At 46.8% G+C, this 17001-nt stretch carries 11 protein-coding genes; 4 read left to right on the top strand and 7 right to left on the bottom strand.

The features are described 5' to 3' along the window. Positions 1 to 16: 16 nt before the first annotated feature. The 7 genes from ACWA2B_RS22895 to melA all read right to left on the bottom strand — a co-directional run bounded on the left by ACWA2B_RS22895 (position 17) and on the right by melA (position 11699). A complete protein-coding gene (locus ACWA2B_RS22895) occupies positions 17 to 2113 on the bottom strand; it encodes a DUF6449 domain-containing protein (protein WP_029516089.1) in 2097 nt (698 codons plus the stop codon). Then, positions 2088 to 2990 carry an ABC transporter ATP-binding protein gene (locus tag ACWA2B_RS22900; protein ID WP_029516088.1) on the bottom strand — a complete coding sequence of 301 codons (903 nt, stop codon included), beginning with the start codon at positions 2988 to 2990 and terminating at the stop codon, positions 2088 to 2090. Before ACWA2B_RS22900 ends, ACWA2B_RS22895 begins: the two co-directional genes overlap by 26 nt. Next, positions 2983 to 3372 (bottom strand): GntR family transcriptional regulator, encoded by a 390-nt coding sequence (locus ACWA2B_RS22905; protein ID WP_029516087.1) that lies wholly within the window; start codon positions 3370 to 3372, stop codon positions 2983 to 2985. Before ACWA2B_RS22905 ends, ACWA2B_RS22900 begins: the two co-directional genes overlap by 8 nt. Positions 3373 to 3535: 163 nt before the next feature. Then, entirely contained in the window at positions 3536 to 6211 is a 2676-nt protein-coding gene (locus tag ACWA2B_RS22910) for a PAS domain S-box protein (protein ID WP_449292648.1), read from the bottom strand. A gap of 183 nt (positions 6212 to 6394) precedes the next feature. Continuing rightward, positions 6395 to 7330 carry a nucleoside hydrolase gene (locus ACWA2B_RS22915; protein ID WP_069010349.1) on the bottom strand — a complete coding sequence of 312 codons (936 nt, stop codon included), beginning with the start codon at positions 7328 to 7330 and terminating at the stop codon, positions 6395 to 6397. A gap of 175 nt (positions 7331 to 7505) precedes the next feature. Next, positions 7506 to 9650 carry a glycoside hydrolase family 6 protein gene (locus ACWA2B_RS22920; protein WP_165144453.1) on the bottom strand — a complete coding sequence of 715 codons (2145 nt, stop codon included), beginning with the start codon at positions 9648 to 9650 and terminating at the stop codon, positions 7506 to 7508. A 549-nt stretch (positions 9651 to 10199) separates the two neighbouring features. Next, positions 10200 to 11699 (bottom strand): alpha-glucosidase/alpha-galactosidase, encoded by a 1500-nt coding sequence (gene melA, locus ACWA2B_RS22925; protein WP_318627036.1) that lies wholly within the window; start codon positions 11697 to 11699, stop codon positions 10200 to 10202. Positions 11700 to 11963: 264 nt separating this feature from the next. Between melA and ACWA2B_RS22930 the strand changes: the two genes are divergently transcribed. The 4 genes from ACWA2B_RS22930 (at position 11964) to ACWA2B_RS22945 (ending at position 16791) form a co-directional block, all read left to right on the top strand. After that, positions 11964 to 12809: a Cof-type HAD-IIB family hydrolase gene (locus tag ACWA2B_RS22930; RefSeq protein WP_069010348.1), complete on the top strand. Its 846-nt coding sequence runs from the start codon at positions 11964 to 11966 to the stop codon at positions 12807 to 12809. 229 nt (positions 12810 to 13038) lie between these two features. Beyond that, positions 13039 to 14037, top strand: coding sequence for a substrate-binding domain-containing protein (locus tag ACWA2B_RS22935; protein WP_318627037.1), 999 nt, complete (start codon positions 13039 to 13041; stop codon positions 14035 to 14037). After that, positions 14034 to 15449 carry a sensor histidine kinase gene (locus ACWA2B_RS22940; protein ID WP_318627038.1) on the top strand — a complete coding sequence of 472 codons (1416 nt, stop codon included), beginning with the start codon at positions 14034 to 14036 and terminating at the stop codon, positions 15447 to 15449. Before ACWA2B_RS22935 ends, ACWA2B_RS22940 begins: the two co-directional genes overlap by 4 nt. Positions 15450 to 15453: 4 nt before the next feature. Next, entirely contained in the window at positions 15454 to 16791 is a 1338-nt protein-coding gene (locus tag ACWA2B_RS22945) for an AraC family transcriptional regulator (protein ID WP_318627039.1), read from the top strand. Positions 16792 to 17001: the final 210 nt, after the last annotated feature.

Below are 17001 nucleotides of genomic sequence, written 5' to 3' on the forward strand. Positions count from 1 at the left end.
CCAGATGCTGTCCCACTTAAGGAACTGTCGGTAATGCCTTAGCAAGCTCCGGTGTCATATCGTTCGGAGTAAAATAGCAATAGCGTGTATGGGGGTCTGAACTAAATAAAGGTTTGATCTTGACCTGAACCAGGTAAGTGCCTTTCGCCATATTTGGAGTATAGCTATAGGGTCTGCGCTTTTCCAGTACAGTGCTCCAGAGCTTCGGATCTTCAATCGTTATTGCTTTATGCTTCTGTTGGATGCTTTTAAATAGCTTATAGTCTTCAATATACTGATTGGATTGATAAGGTTCAAGCTCTTCAGCAATAATAGGAACAGCCCGTATCGAAAAAATATCCTTGGAATCAATGATCACCTTATCCGCATAACCTTTTTGCTCTAGCCAACCTGTAAGCTTGTGATAGGAAGCCGGCCATTCAAATGAAAATTCACGATGCCAGCTCGGTTCGTTATTGATAGAGGATGACTCTTTATTTGTAATAGAAACACTCCCCAATGGATATTTCTCTGATTGCATCTCGCTATAGCTCATATTTAATACTTCTTCTCTGAGTATATCTTCAAATTCACGAGTTTCTTTTGGATTGGTTAAAACCACTCGTCTTTCACTATCATCTACGGATTGGATATTAATCGTCTCTGCTTTTCCTTGCAGCTTATCCAGCCTGTATCTTACCGTTTTATAAGGCTCTGCTTCCATCACTTTAGTCAGTTCTGTCCGGAAAGGCTTCTCCGGGAATGTATAGCGGCGAGTCATGGTGGAACCATCATCCAAACGGTAGACTATGAATGCCGATTCGACGGCCAGGTTTTTGGACAACATTTTCTCGCCAGCTGCATGTGCACGTACGAGTTCTCGATGTAAATTCAGCACAGAGGTGATATAGGCCCTGTCTTGGGAGTAATACGCTTCTTTTTCTGCATCTCCCCCTAGAGGCTCCTCTCGCCCGACATAAACTTTTTCTACGGAGTGTGCTGTTGGAATCCGCCCCTCATAACCCAACCAACCTGAAACCGGGATATATAGTACCAGCCCCATGATCACACCGTACACGACCATTTCCACTAAAGCACGAACACGCATAATTTGCCACGTCTTGCGAATGACCATCTCTACAACGATATAGCCTAAAATAGCTCCAAGTGCATACCCAAAAATCGACCAATTAGCTCCTCTTGTACCTGCATTATTAAAATAATCGCCTAGTATAAGCATGGCGCATAGTATGACTCCTGCCTTGAACAAAGGCTGTAAGAAAGGAAATGCTATGGCCTGAGTCGCCTTTTCGACCAAGCGTTTACGATACAAACCATAACTCAAGGCGACAAACAGCAGAGAGATACCTAAATAGGCAAGTAACTCCATGTAGGAAAAGGCGCACTGTGGCAAGTTGTCCATAATGCGTACAAACGGCGATAAGTTTTCCCAAACATTATTATTGCTGCGAAACTCCCCACCATTAATATATTGAACAACGGTTTCTCGCACCCGCACATATCCGTATAAATTACGTTCTAGAAAACGCCCTATCATCATGAATAGAAACTGAGGCAATAGCAGCAAAACATACACTACTACGGTCTGTAGCAACGATTGTCCCACACAAATCCCTACAAACACAGTAAAAGTAAACAAGAAAATCGTAAGGACGGACACGACCAAAGCCCACGATCCAACATCATTAATTTGAAAAATATAAGGCAGTTCGACTGACGTGTTAACCCAAGCAGTTACTCCCGCAGTCAGCCATACAGGTACAAGTAAAAGAATAAGACCGCTAATTAAATGTGACGTTAATAGATGCTCTCTACGCAAAGGTAGGCTGTGATACAAATCGGATGGCCCCTGTCGCTGAACAAAACGAAGCAGCATCACACCTGCCAGCACCGGTACAGTCATTAAAATCAATTTTTGCAATTCATTACCCGAGTTTGTACTATCGAACAAGCTTTTTAAAACCACTCGTGGTTGTTCATCACCAATGCTCATAAACAATGACAGCGGTACTGTAAACAGTAATCCCGCCAAGTACAGTAGACCGATCCAGCCATGCTGTCTCAGGCATTGGCGAATTACGCCGCCGCTACAGAAGAATCGGTTGGATGTCATAACCTGCGTCCTCCATTTCATAAATGAAAATTTCTTCAAGCGTCAACGGCAGCAAATCGAACACATGCGGCTCGTATGCTTCAATCGTCTCCGCAATCCGCTCTCGCTCACCCCGGATAATAAGCAGCAGAACACTGCCCCTTCGCTCCTTATGTACGACCGAAAGTTGGCTACAGACAGCTTCCTCATGCATGCTGTCCCGAAAAGCAACCTGCACCTTATGCGTATCGGATTTGAGGTCATCGACCTCTTTTTCCAATAGCATCCGACCTTGGTGCATAATGCCGACATGATCACACATGTCTTCAATCTCACGCAAATTATGAGATGAGATCACGACGGTCATCTCACGTGCAGCGGTTTCTTGGAACAAGAGATTTTTGATCATTCTACGCATCACTGGGTCCAGACCATCAATGGGTTCATCCAAAACCAGCAGCTCAGGCATGCAGCTCAAGGCAAGCAAAAAAGCGGCTTGGCGCTTCATCCCTTTGGAAAAACGGTGAAGTTTGCGCTTCGGGTCCAGCTTGAAAATATCCGTAAGCTGTGTGTAGCGTTCCTCACTCCAACTTGGATAAATGGAGCGGTAAAACCGGGCCATCTGACGAATTGTCGCTTGCGGGAAAAAATAAGGGGTATCCGGTAAAAACAGAATGTGCTGCTTGACTTCAGGCTGCTCATACACTGGCTGACCACCGATTAGCACCTTGCCAGTATCCGGTCGGTAAATTCCGGCAATGATTTTGAGCAAGGTCGTTTTCCCTGCCCCGTTCGAGCCCAGCAGTCCAAAAATGGAGCCCTTCTTTACCGTAAGGGCAAGCTGATCGACAGCCTTTTCTTCTGTAAATGTCTTTGTGACTTCCCTTAATTCAATCAAGGGACATCCCCCTTTCCTTTGTTTGCATAGCTTCCACGTATATGTCGTCCACTTCCTGCTGTGTAAAACCGAAATGGACAGCTTCGATCATCTGTTTTAACAATGCCACCCGAATCTCATCCCGCTTCATTTGTTGCGGCTGCTGCTGGGTAGGCGTGACAAAGCTGCCTTTGCCCTGAACGGAATAGATATATCCTTCGCGTTCCAGCTCGCGATACGCCTTCTGAATCGTATTCGGATTCACCGTAAGTTGAGCGGACAATGCCCGTACAGAAGGCAATTGCTCATCCGGCTGAAGCGATCCGTACATGATCATTTCCTTGACCTTCTCCATAAGCTGTTCGTAGATCGGCTTACGGCTGCGGATATCCAGCTCGAACACATGGACTTCCTCCTTTCAACACTGGCTCAAATTCATTTATACATGTTCAACTGTTCTAACTGTACTATTATTAATAGTACAGTTAGAACAGTTTGTCAATCTTTTCTTTGAACATTTCTTACAAAAATAGCCGTGATGCATCCTGCATCACGGCTATGTCTTTTTAGCCTTCCTTTGAATCATAAGGCTGATCACGGCATATATTGGCAAGCGTTTGCCCTTCCGGCAGTTTAAGATCCAGCTGGAACCGGAATGTTGCTCCTTTGGCCTCGTCGCTATCCACACCAATGGAACCTCCCATTAGCTTGACCAGGTTTTTGCAGATGGACAAGCCTAGGCCTGTCCCTCCATATTTCCGGTTCAATGCCGGATGAAGCTGGGAAAAAGGCTGAAACAATAGATGTTGGCGGTCTGCTGGAATACCGATTCCAGTATCAGTAACACTGAACTCAATCAGGCATCTATTTTTACGACGGCTGTAAGCCTTTCTCTCCACAAAGATATTTACACGCCCTCGCTCCGTAAATTTGATCGCATTGCTCACCAAATTCACCAGCACCTGCCGGATACGCACATGATCACCGACCAGCATCCCCGGCATTTCCTGATCCACATGCCATTCCAGCTCAATGCCTTTTTCCATAGCCTGCGTCATGAATAGGTCAGCCACACTGCCGACCACGTCATCTAGCACAAAGGATTCGTGCAGCAAAGACATTTTACCAGCTTCGATTTTGCTCAAATCCAGTATCTCGTTCAATATCTGCATTAAAGCACCACTGCTACTGGTAATAATATCTATATAGCTACGCTGCTCCTCATCCAATTCAGTATCTGCGAGTAACCCCGCCATACCTATAATGCCGTTCATCGGTGTACGGAGCTCATGACTCATCACAGAGAGAAACTCTGACTTGGCCCGATCGGCGCGTTCGGCAGACTCCTTGGCCCGAATGATCTCCTTTTCATTCGTCCTGTCTACAAAAACCATCACAGCCCCTTTTCGCTCGCCATTATCCATCAAAGGGCTGATTCGATAGGAGGCCAGAAAGCTGGACCCGCCTTTTTTCCAAAATACTGCTTCCTCTGCCTGATAAGAGGCTCCGCTTCGAATCGCTTGAAGAATAGAGGACTGTTCGTCCGGAAAATGACTGCCAATTTCGTCAGCATGGCGGATCATGTCTATGCATGCGCCATTCAGCGGTTTGGCCGATCCTACGCCGAACATCTCGACAGCTGCCGGGTTCATAAAGCGGACATGTCCTTCGGTACTTAAACCCACAATTCCTTCGGATACAGCATTCAAAATAAGCGAATGCTCATTACTGAGCTTCTCAATTTGAGCAATGTAGCTTTTGAGAGGGGTAACATTTTCTATAATCCCGTAGCAGCCTACAATTTCCTCTTGCACGAAAATCGGGATATTCGTCATCTTGATAAATAGACGCTCCCCCTCCTTATGTATAAATTCCGATTCATAGGTTTGCGTCTCACCCTGCTTGGCCAGCTCCATGTGACGCTTGATTTTATCCTGTTCCTCAGAGGAAGCCATGATAAGTATGTCAGCCCCAAGCAACTCATCCTTCGTATAACCCGTAAGCTCCTCCAAGCTCGGATTCACACTTAAGATATGACCTTCCATATTCACGGCGCATATCCCGAGTGGATTATGCTGAAATAGTGACTTATAGCGGTTTTCACTTTCACGCAGGCACTGCTCCATTTCCCGGTGCTCTGTAACATCCTGGATCATACCCACCACTTGAACGGGCTTGCCTGCATGCTCGTCCATTTCAGCTTCCCAGATTGAACGCAGTACCTTTTGTTCCCCATTCGGCAATACAATTCGGTAAAAGGTCTCTTCGTGTATTCCCTTCAATATAACGTTGGTGATAATCTGTTTCATGCGCTCTGTATCTTCTGGATGAACAGCCGCCATGAACGCGTCAATACTTGTTTCAACCGGCTTGACACAATAGCCAAATATGCTGCGAAATTCCTTGGAAAAATGCATAACATTGTTGACCAGATCCCAGTCCCATGAGCCGAACATCGCCAACTGTTGAGCTTTTGCCAGGTTCTCCTCGCTCTTCTGGCGCTCTGTGATATTTCGTCCGATGGATAGAACTCGCTTGATTCTGCCCCGTTCATCCCGAATAATGCGGTACGATACTTCTAGCCACAAATAGTGCCCGTCCTTATGACGAACACGCCGCTTCATGATGCCTGTTTCCTTGAACATTCCATGTACACGCATGTAATCGGCATCTTCGACATGGTAAAATTGCAATCGTTTTTTCCCAAGCATCTCCTGTTTCGTATAGCCTAGGAGTTTTTCCACCGAAGGAGAGATATATTGGAGTATGCCGTCCGCCGTGCTATATGAGATAACATCCGGCGTATTTTCCGTAATCAGCATATACAAATCCTCATTATCCGAGAGCACCTGCTCCATGTCCTTTTTCTCCGTGATATCCATTGCATACGCAATCAAATATGATTGCTCGGTAGCCTCATCATCAAATATGGTTAATTCCAGCGATAGCCAGACGGATGTTCCCCGTTTATGTTTCAAACGTAGCTCTGTCTTATAGACTTGATCCGTAGCCTGTAGCCAACCTGCGTAAGCCTCCCTCAACCCTCGCTGATCCTGAGCCTCTTTATACAAGAGATGGTAATATCGGATATCCAGTAATTCCTCCTGCTCATATCCGACCATTTTGCAAAAGGCGGGATTGACGTACAGGCACTTCCCTTCCCTCGACAAAATCACGATTCCTGTCGGGGCATGATTATACATATGTTCCAGCAAAGGTAGTCGTCGAGCAGCAGAAAACACAATCAATCTCCTCCTTTGTAGTCTGGCATTTTTATCCAATTGCACATATTATACCATGACGTGGGATTTTTATAGCGGTGAGTCCACCTCTAGATGAAAGCCCTTAAACATGTATGCACAAAAGATTGCCGATGCAGATTCATCGGCAATCTTTGAATTATTTTTTTATACCACCCGGCTAATTTATACCACCCGGCTAAGAAAATGACGCAAAAATCGCTCCGCATCGACTTCAAGTGCCACATCAACCGTAGTCAGTGCTTGAGCTTCGTTCTCATTTTGCATCTCACGGGTGCGACCAACCTCGGTGGAATCGCCCACCTCGACGGCAATGTGCATTGGACGCGTCTCCACAAAACTGGAGTCAATAGCCAACCCTACGGCTAAAGGGTCATGCAAAGCACAGCCTGCAATGCCAGGTCTGAAATTGCGATAGGCTTCCATATAAAAGTCTGTCATATCTGCCATAAACGCGCCCAGCTCGGTCCCTTGCTCACGCCATTTGTCCACATCCTGCTGGGGAAGCAGTGTCTGCATCGTGACGTCCAGCCCGACGAGCGTAAGCGAAAAGCCCGCTCCCAGCACATAGGCTGCGGCTTCTGGATCGGCGTAAATATTCGCTTCAGCCGTTGGAGTTACATTCCCTTTCACTGTGACCGCGCCGCCCATGATGATCAGACGCTCAAGCAATTGGGGCAATTCGGGACAGCGATCCAATGCAAATGCAAGATTGGTCAGCGGTCCCACAGCTACCAGGGTAAGTTTGCCCTCATAGCGACGAGCCTGTCCGATTATAAAATCAGCGGCATCCCCAGACGCAGCCTGACGGGAGGGCGCTCCTTTCAACTGATTGCCAATACCGTCTTCACCGTGAATATGCCGAGAATAAGGTTTGAACAGCTCCCGAGCATACGGCTTGTGAGCCCCAGACACGACCGGAGCCTCTACCCCCAGTTTTTCCAGCAGAATCAGTGAGTTACGTGTTGCCTCCTCCACCGAGATATTGCCAAAGGTGGTTGTAATACCGAGTAGCTCCAATTCCGGCGAATGGACCGCGTACGCAATAGCAAGCGCGTCGTCAATGCCCGTATCTACATCTAAGATTAACTTTTTGCTCATGATGACCCTCCACAGTAGAAAAAGCATTCTTTTTTTCATTATACACAATTTCAATGCTTATTCCCTTGGTCATCAAATTCTTTATTCGAAGACGTAAAAGAAGGCTACGACAGTTATGCCGTAGCCTTCTTTTACTACTTTTCAATCACTCAAGGGCACATGTTCTGGCCAAATCCTAAGGTTCGATTCCCCACACCAGCTTATCATTGTGGAACAACGTTACTTTGTTCCATTCTGCATAAGAGGTTTTAGTTGGATCAAAGGAATAATCATTGGATTCGTTCAGGTTAGACCAGTCGCTATTGTTCATGCGGATCTGAATATCACCTGTTTGCGCTCCAGCAGCAAGCGTGCCGGCAGCAGCACTGAAACCAATTTCAATATAGTTGTCTGTAATGGTACGCAGCACGTTATCATTGCCTACTTGCGCATAGTCTACTACGGATTGCAGCTCTTGGCTGCCATCCTTCGTAAAATAGTAACGTATTTTCAGCTCACTCAGCTTCACGGGTGTTGTGCCTTTATTTTTCAGGTTAAGGAAAGGCTTAACTGCGTTATTCGCTGGGTCGGTGTCCCCGGCCCGGTACATTACAACCAGATCACCCGCTGGTTCTGTTGGATCAGTCGGTGTACCTTTAGGTTCAGCACTTACCGTTGCAGAATCCTTACTTGTTCCTTTCGCATTCGTAGCACTTACAACATAGAAGTAAGTTGTTCCGTTCGTCAGTCCCTTATCTGTGTACTCTCTTTCTGTTACAAGAGGGGCAACGGCTGTAAAAGGACCTGCTTCGCTAGTGGCACGTTTTACCGTGTAGCTATCGGCACCAGTAGACGCACTCCAAGTCAGCGTCACTTGAGCATTACCAGCTACGGCCTTTAAGCCAGACGGTACAGCTGGAGCTGTAGGCGCTGGGTCCACACCACCAGTGGAAGGCACGATTGCAGGGTACGCATTTTGTACCAGCATCACAAACTGATCATGGAACCATGCTCCTGAAATAGGTGCATTCGGCAAAGCATCTGTTAATGTGCCATCCTTGGTTGTATAGGTAGGATCACACATACGGTCAAAGCCTTTGCCCTCATCGTTCGGAATGAGTGAACTGGAACCATCGGAATCCCCTGGAGGTTTCGCCCAGACATAGGCATCGATATGGCCAGCTGGAGCCGTTTGTGGCGGTGTTCCCATCCCTGCTCCGCTGCTATTACACCAGTTACCACGGTGCGAACGTTTGTCCACACGACCTGAGTTTACATAGGAGTTAATATCATTGCCGACTGCGGAAGTCGGACGGTTAGGTCCTCCCCATCCATTACGGCCGGTATCAATTAACATGCCGAGCGAGCTTGGCCAGCCTGCATTGACAAAATCTCTATGCAAGGACTCAGCGAAATCCGATTCATCGAAATTAGGATTCCATTCGTAGAATTTGGATGATTTGATCGGCTGCCCGCCAATATTCAGGTTGGGATCAGGCAGATTCGGTTCTGTCAACGGTGAAGTATTGGCTGTATTCGTGATAAAGCCATCCACACTGGACAAACCTTTGCTAGTATCTTTGAAGATAGTTGTAAACAGAGATACCGTTGCTGTACGGTTGTTATCCCAACCTAACCAACCAGAGTGACCGATATCCACGTATTTGTACACATTCGGAATCTCGTTCAGCTTATTCATTGTGTATTTAACGCCAGCCTCATAAATTCCTGTAGATTTGGCTTGTCCACATTGGGGAGTATCCAGATTGGTTACCAGATTTGGCAAACTGTCCGGTTCAATGATCGCTACGATGCGAATATCCTTATATTTGGGATTCGCAAAAATAGAAGCGATTTTGTCAATATAATCCTTTTTGTACGTTTCCAGACCTGCCTGAGTCAACGGCAATTCACCATTGGAAGCCAAGGCATGACAATCTCGTCCGGGCAGATCATACACAATGAATTCCGCCGTAATCGGCATGTTGCCTTTCTTTTGCGCCAATACTTGGTCCAAATGCGCTTCCAGGCCAAGCTTGCCTCCACCGCCGTTAATAGCAGCGATACGATCAAGCCATACGGCTGTCGGGAACGTTTTGACCGTTTGCATTTTTGCCTTCAGGTTCGCATCTGTAATCTTGGCAATCGATGTGTCGACACTAGCCGCATAATCAGGGTTAACATATTTTGTCGCTCCTTGGTAAGGATTATCGACATGGGATTCTGCATGTATTTTATCCGTAAATCCTGCACCTGGTAGAAAGCTGCTTGCGACGAGTGATAGCGCAAAAGCATACTTCATTCCTTTACGAAGCACTTGCTTTGTTTTCAATTGCTTCACCTATCTTTCCGTGGATTTTGTTGAATCTTCCTATGTCGGCACCTGATTGTTACATGATTAATTGTGAGTTACGCCTACTCTACTCTCTCCAAAAAAAGTGGCGTTCATAGTTGCGAAAGGTAAGCGCTTTCTATTTGTGCATGCGCTCACATTTTCCCCTTTTTGTCACCTCCTATGTTAGATTATAGTGAGCTGGAAATCTGCTGTAAATTGAATAAATTAAGGACTACATTATTAATTAGGCATATGAATTGCCACCCTAGTGGTTCATCACGGCCCCTCTTTTTCTGAAGTCGGTTTCTTCATTTGTTGAACATCCCTGCTATAACAAGCTTTCGGGAGATTTAGGATCGACGGCAAAAGAGCAAATTCATAAAAAGCAAGACCGTATTCTTTAATTTCCGTCAGCCTAAATCGACAATGATAAACTCCAGCACGCCAACTATGCCAAATCGTTATATCTATCGACAGCAAAAGGGTGTTTTCAGGCCCTCATGACCGTGAAAACACCCTTTTATTGTTGTGAAGTCAATCTCTGCCCTTGTTGTTCTACACTTTTTCGCGATCCTTGCCCTTGTCGGATTGTCCTGCATTTTTATTGGCGGCATCCCGATCCAGTTGCATTTCTTCAACCGTCTTCGCCTTAAGTCGTGCTGCTCCCTCATAAGGCTGGGTTGGAATCAGATCGCCTGCAGCCAAACGTTGGCGCGCCTCGGCAATCGCTGCTCCGTATTGCGGCAGCCATGCTTCCTGTGCCACTAGCATCTCATCGACCATCTGCCAAATTTCTTTGGGATTACACACCGCGCCCACTAACGGGTCCATCATAAACGCTTGCCGAAGTAGCATGTCGTCACCATGTACAGCTGCTTCGACAGCCAAACGCTGGACGGAAATACTTACATTGCAGACGGCAGCAGGACCGAGCGGAAGGTCTCCTACATGTGGCATGGAGATACCATTCCGATCCACATATCCAGGCGCTTCAATAATCGCATCGTCCGGCAAATTGGAAATCACACCGTTATTAACGACATTAAAATGCCCCCGGTATACACGTCCGGTTTCCAGACCTTCGATAATGTATGAACCATGCTCTTCACCGCGATTTTCCGCCTTGTACTCCAATGGCTCTTCTTTCATCCAGTTAGGGAAATCTGTTTCAAACCAATTACGTCCTTCTGTACATACACGCAGATAGCCGCCTGTTTCTCCGTTGATCCAGCTGCCTAGATCAATCCAGTCCATAATTTCATTCGGACGCTTCCGGTACCAAGGTACATATTCACTTAGATGACCATTCGACTCTGTGCTGTAATAGCCAAAACGGCGAAGCATGTCGATGCGCACCTTTTCGGTACGGCTATATTCGGGATGTTTTTCAAAAGCCTCCAGCAGCCCGGCTGTCAGATCCTTGCCTTCATGTGACGCCTGAATGTACCACGTCTGGTGATTGATTCCGGCGCACACAATGTCCACATCCTGCTTCTCCAGACCATACACCTCGGCAATTTGGTGATGCCCATGCTGTACGCCGTGACATAGACCGATTGTACGCACACCGCTGTATTTATTACAGGCCCACGTCATCATTGCCATGGGGTTCGAGTAGTTCAGCAGCAATACATCCGGTGCACTTAGCTCGCGGATATCCTTGCAGATGGCCAGCATTTCAGCAATACCACGCTGACCGTACATAATCCCTCCTGCACACAGTGTATCGCCCACGCATTGATCCACGCCATATTTCAGTGGAATATCCACATCGGTTGCAAAGCCCTCCAGCCCGCCAACCCGGATCGTACAAATGACGTATTTGGCATCCTTTAAAGCTATCTTACGGTCCGTAGAGGACTGTATTTGTATGGACAAACCATTCTCGCGAATATCCCGCTGGCACAGCTCAGTAACCATATCCAGATTGTGCTGACTGATATCCGTAAAAGCCACTTCAATATCATTAAATTCCGGCACCGATAACAGATCTCGCAAAATTCCACGGGTAAAACCGATGCTTCCTGCTCCAATAAAAGCTACTTTAAATGACACGGCATTCAACCTCCGGTAATTAGAATGGGTATATACCGTCATTGTAGCAATAGGCCTGTGGAAAGCGTTATCAAAATCATGACTAGTTTCGTATTTAGGTGTCAAAAATCCTAACTTTCGCGTGATCAGAGGGTTTCCCATTTCCATTTTGATCCATCCCACTTCTCTCTTTCTATCTAGTGTTTTTTCAGTTCAATATGTACTTTAAGTGCGGTAAATGTAGTAACATAAAAGGAAACATTGGAGAGCAAGGAGCAGCCTAAGATGAACAAAAAGATTATCTTTTTAGATATAGATGGAACGCTAGTGAATGATGATGGTATGATTCCCGAATCTGCAAAAACAGCATGTATCGAAGCGAGAAAGAACGGACATCTGATTTATTTATGCACTGGCCGATCCAAAGCGGAGATTTATGATTTTATCATGGAGGTCGGTTTTGACGGGATCATCGGAGCTGGCGGGGGCTTTGTAGAAATCGAAGGCGAGATGTTATATCACCACAAAGTATCGGATGAAGATGTTAGACATATGGTCGATTACTTTGATGAACATGATTTGGACTTTTATTTGGAATCGAACGGGGGACTGTTTGCGAGTAAAAACTTTCTGCCCCATGTGGAACGGCTTATCTACGGAGATGTGGACAATGATCCCGTAGCCAGAGAAAAAAAAGAACAACGCCCGCATCCTTTTATCACCGGCCTAACTATAGGAGAGGACAACCTGTACCGTAGTGACGTGAACAAAGCATGTTTTTTGGAAAATAAAAATGTTCCTTTTGAACAAATCAAAAAGGAATTCGCAGGGAAATTTGAGGTTATTCAATGTACTGTATCTGCTTTCGGGCAAGACAGTGGTGAGCTAATGGTTCCCGGTATTCACAAAGCCGTAGCTATTGAAAAGCTTATTGAGCATTTGGGAAGATCCCAAGAAGACACCATTGCTATCGGAGACGGGATGAACGATGCTGAAATGATTGAATATTGTGCACTAGGAATTGCCATGGGAAATGCCAAACCGGGCCTCAAAGCCATTGCAGATGACATTACGGATGCTGTGGATGAAGATGGACTGTTTCACAGCTTTAAAAAGCATGGTCTGATTTAGTGAGGTTATTTTTATATACTTAAGCCCCTGCAGCAGTTTCTGGACTTAAAAATGTCCTAATCCTACTGGTAGGGGCCTATCTCCAATGCTATCTTTCCACGGAATTCATTTAGTGCCTGCTCGACTTCCATCTCCTCAATAATCGCGCTTATGCTGGCGATAGCTGCCTACGCTTCTTTGGTTACTGTATAATGAGTTAAGTCTCTAAATATTTACAAAGGAGCAAGACATGTCAAACCGTAAATGGACATTTATCCTTATCCCAGTCTTCCTGCTATTTGCCTGGCTGCTCTTTCAGTTCACTCTGTCTTCCTTTCAAATCCACCAATTTGCAGAACAATTGAAGACGGTTTCACCAAACGACGGGGGTTCCGATACAAAAGTGGTATTGATATCGCAAGAGCTAGACAATTATTACTGGCGGTCCATTGAACAAGGAGCCCGAAAAGAAGCGGAACAGTACGGTATGCGGCTCGATTATATCGGTCCAGACCGCATTAATCCGTCCGAGCAGATCAAACTGCTTGATAAAGCGATCGCTGCCAAGGCGGATGCAATTCTGGTTCAAGGGATAAATGATCCGGAGTATCGACGATTAATCGACAAAGCAGCCGGACTTGGCATACCTGTCATCGCGATCGATACGGACGAACCGGACTCCCGAAGGCTGGCTTACGTCGGAACGGATAACGAAGGAGCAGGAAAACAGATGGGCGCGCTGTTAGCGAAAGCCTCTGGAGAGCGTGGCGACATTGGAGTTATGATCAGTAGCGAGCACGTCGAGAATCAGCGACTTAGGCTTGCCGGATTTCGCTCCGTGATCAGCCGCTATCCCAATCTCCACATTGTGGAGATTCGCTCCTCAAATATTTCACGGCTTCAGGCAGCCCAGCAAGCCCAAAACATGCTCACCCGGTATCCGCAGATCCGCTACATGGTCGGATTCAGTGCGCTGGACGGCCTTGGCATTCTGGAAGCCTCGGAGCGGCGCGGCGCGCGGAATTTGCAGATTTTTGCTTTTGACGATATGGCTGAGACGTTGAAAGCAATCAAAGATCGCAAAATCGAACTGACCCTTGTTCAACAGCCAGAGGAAATGGGGGCTAAGGCCATAAAATTGCTGAATGATTATCTAAAGGGGAATGATCCCCAGCAACTAACATACACCAGGATATATGAAGTGCATGCGGACACTCCCGACAACATGTCCGGAGATGACAGACGATGACGATCAGAACGAAGCTGCTTCTGTTCATCCCTCTTCTAGTTGTGTTCGCCAATATCATCGCTTATTTTGTATTCCAAAGCGGAAAGGTCGTACAACAGAGCTACGATGAAATGCTTGGCCGCATTCTCCTCATCGAGCAAACCTCCGAATCGGCGGAGAGCAACTTAAAGCTCCTATATGCCTATCTGCTTAATCCAAGGGACGATAAGGCTATGCAGGGTCCGACAGAATACCAATTAATGCAGTTGAAAGGCAAAATCCAAGAAGTCTCCGACTCGACCGACCCTTCCTTCGCCGAGGAGGACTACGTGAATTTGTTGACCACATTTCTTGAACAGAAACAAGCCGCAGTTCTGGATGCAAATACACAAGATCCTCAATCGGCTTTTGAACATTATATTGAAGCGGAGAAAACCGTCAGCTATATTCATGAGGAGGGACAGCGACTGATCGATGCTGAACTGGCCTATTACCGGCCGATCATCGAGAACATTCGGAACAAAAATGAGCGAATGAACGTTTTAGGAGTGGCATTGTTCGGCATGAACGCGCTGATGGGGGTTTTGCTTGCAATCTGGATCTCGCGCAGCATTACTGGCCCTGTCGGCAGACTTGTCGGACTGGCGAAGCGAATCGCTACAGGTGATCTGAATATCAAGCCCCCACCGCGACGGGATGACGAGCTAGGCGTACTGTCGGACGCCATTTCGCAAATGTCCGCCGATTTGAGTATCCTCATTGAGAAGGATAAACAGAGTCTGGAAATGCGGCGGCTTGTGAAGGAACTGGAGCTTCTGGCTCTGCAAAATCAAATTAATCCGCATTTTTTATTCAATACCTTAAATGTGCTCTCCAAGCTGGCGATCCTGGAAGGGGCGGAGAAAACCAGCGACCTGATCGTTTCGCTGTCCAATCTACTACGGTACAGTCTGCAAAAGCTGGACAAACCCGTAACTCTCCAGGAGGAACTGGATCATATTCGCGAATACGTGACCATTCAGCAGGCGCGCTTCCGGGACAGAATTCTCTTTAATCTGCACTTTGACGCTTCCGTTCTTCAGCAGCAAATTCCGGCCTTGACGATCCAGCCATTTATTGAAAACGCTTTTCTTCATGGTGTGGCAGATATGGAGGATGGAGCCATTATCACGTTGACGTTGTCGCGAGCGAACGAGGATGTACAAATTGAAATCTCGGACAACGGAAAGGGTATGACGGAGGAAACCCGACTGTCCGTGCTCCGTCTTGAAGGCGAAGTCGAAAGTGGCAGTTCAACAGGACTTGGAATGCAAAATGTGTTTAGGCGGCTGCAGTTGTTCTACGGAAAAGAAGGAATGGTTGAAATCAGTAGCAGTACCGGACGAGGTACTACCATAACCATACGAATTCCAGTCAAGAAGGAGAGTGAGTAGACTGATGTATCGGTTGTTAATCGCGGATGACGAGGCTTTAGAGAGAGAAGGACTGGAATTGACAGTGGAACGGGCGATGCCGGGGATATTCCGGTTTATTCATGCTGGCAACGGTCGCATGGCGATTGAATGTGCGGAAGAGCACCGTCCCCATATTGCGATTCTGGATATCAATATGCCCGGAATCGACGGGCTTGCAGCGCTTCGTGAATTAAAGGAGCGGCTTCCCGATACCCGATTCGTGCTCGTCACTGCCTACGATTATTTTGCCTATGCCCAGAAGGCGCTCTCTTTGGGCGTAAAAGAATATATTCTGAAGCCGGCGAAGCGAGAACTGATCATCGGCACACTGAAACGACTGATTGAAGAAATTGAGTGCGAGAAGCGAGCACGTACGGAAGAATTGGAGCTTAGGCACAAAATCTCACAGCTGATGCCGCTCGCAGAAAATGAGCTGGCTTTAATGCTCATGGTCGACCAGACAGTGGATTCGAGCGCTTCCCAGCTATCAGAATGGCTGGACTTTCCTCTTGATCAGGGAAGCGCCATCATTGCCGCCTTTGACGGATATACGGACGAGCAGGATAAAAAGAAAATTTACGAGCATTTCCGAAGCTATGTAAAAACACATGGCCCGAATGCCATTGTAAGCTCCCTGATCGACCATCATGTAGCCACTTTTTTATGCAAGCCGCCTGCCACCAGCGAAAACGACTGGCGCCAGTTGGTTAAACACCTCGTTCAGCAGCTCTCCGAGCTTGCCCACCAGCAACTTGGCATTAAGACGGCCATTGGAATCGGATCGCTGCATAGCGGCGAGGAAGGACTTCGCAAGTCCTATTTCGAAGCCGTTTTTGCCTCCACCCTACGCAAGCGGGATGGAGGTTACTGCCACTTTGACGAACTGAAGTCGTCAGAGGCTGGAAACGCTTCTGTGCTTGCCGTCAAAGCGGAGAATGGAATGCTTCAGCAGACGTACGTCATGTCAGCACTGCAACGGATACGCGAACAGCGGGAGGTTCAAACACTGACTATGCTGGGCAGAGCGAAAATGTATATCGAGGAACGATTCAACGATGAGCTTTCGCTGGAAGAAGTGGCTGATTTTGTCCATTTGAATCCCCACTACTTCAGTAAAATTTTCAAACAGGAATACGGAGAGACGTTCATCGACTTCGTAACCCGGCTACGGATTGATAAAGCTATTTCTCTGATCAAGGAGGGTAACCTTGCTCTGAAGGAAATCAGCTTTGAAGTGGGTTATAAGGACCCAAACTATTTTAGCCGTGTCTTTAAGAAGATAACGGGCGTTCCTCCCACTGAGTTCAAAGGCCAAAAATAGTAGAAATTCATCCATGCCGGCCATCGGCATGGATTTTTTTAAGCTCGAATGACAAGGTAATGCTAGATTTAGCCCCTCCGTCTCCAATTCGGGAACCGAAGCCAAAATCGTGCGTGAAAAGGTCCGTTTATTGAAGACGATAACCGGCCTTTCTTTTATAAGCGCATGTTATACTTCTCCTCGAAGAACGGAATGAGGTTTTAGGAATCT

This window comes from Paenibacillus sp. CMM36 (assembly GCF_053570945.1).

What these genes read in the sequence shown, in the direction of transcription:
- ACWA2B_RS22895 (WP_029516089.1), bottom strand. Translation starts at nt 2,113, where the DNA reads ATGACATCCAACCGATTCTTCTGTAGCGGCGGCGTAATTCGCCAATGC.
- ACWA2B_RS22915 (WP_069010349.1), bottom strand. Translation starts at nt 7,330, where the DNA reads ATGAGCAAAAAGTTAATCTTAGATGTAGATACGGGCATTGACGACGCG.
- ACWA2B_RS22930 (WP_069010348.1), top strand. Translation starts at nt 11,964, where the DNA reads ATGAACAAAAAGATTATCTTTTTAGATATAGATGGAACGCTAGTGAAT.
- ACWA2B_RS22935 (WP_318627037.1), top strand. Translation starts at nt 13,039, where the DNA reads ATGTCAAACCGTAAATGGACATTTATCCTTATCCCAGTCTTCCTGCTA.
- ACWA2B_RS22940 (WP_318627038.1), top strand. Translation starts at nt 14,034, where the DNA reads ATGACGATCAGAACGAAGCTGCTTCTGTTCATCCCTCTTCTAGTTGTG.
- ACWA2B_RS22945 (WP_318627039.1), top strand. Translation starts at nt 15,454, where the DNA reads ATGTATCGGTTGTTAATCGCGGATGACGAGGCTTTAGAGAGAGAAGGA.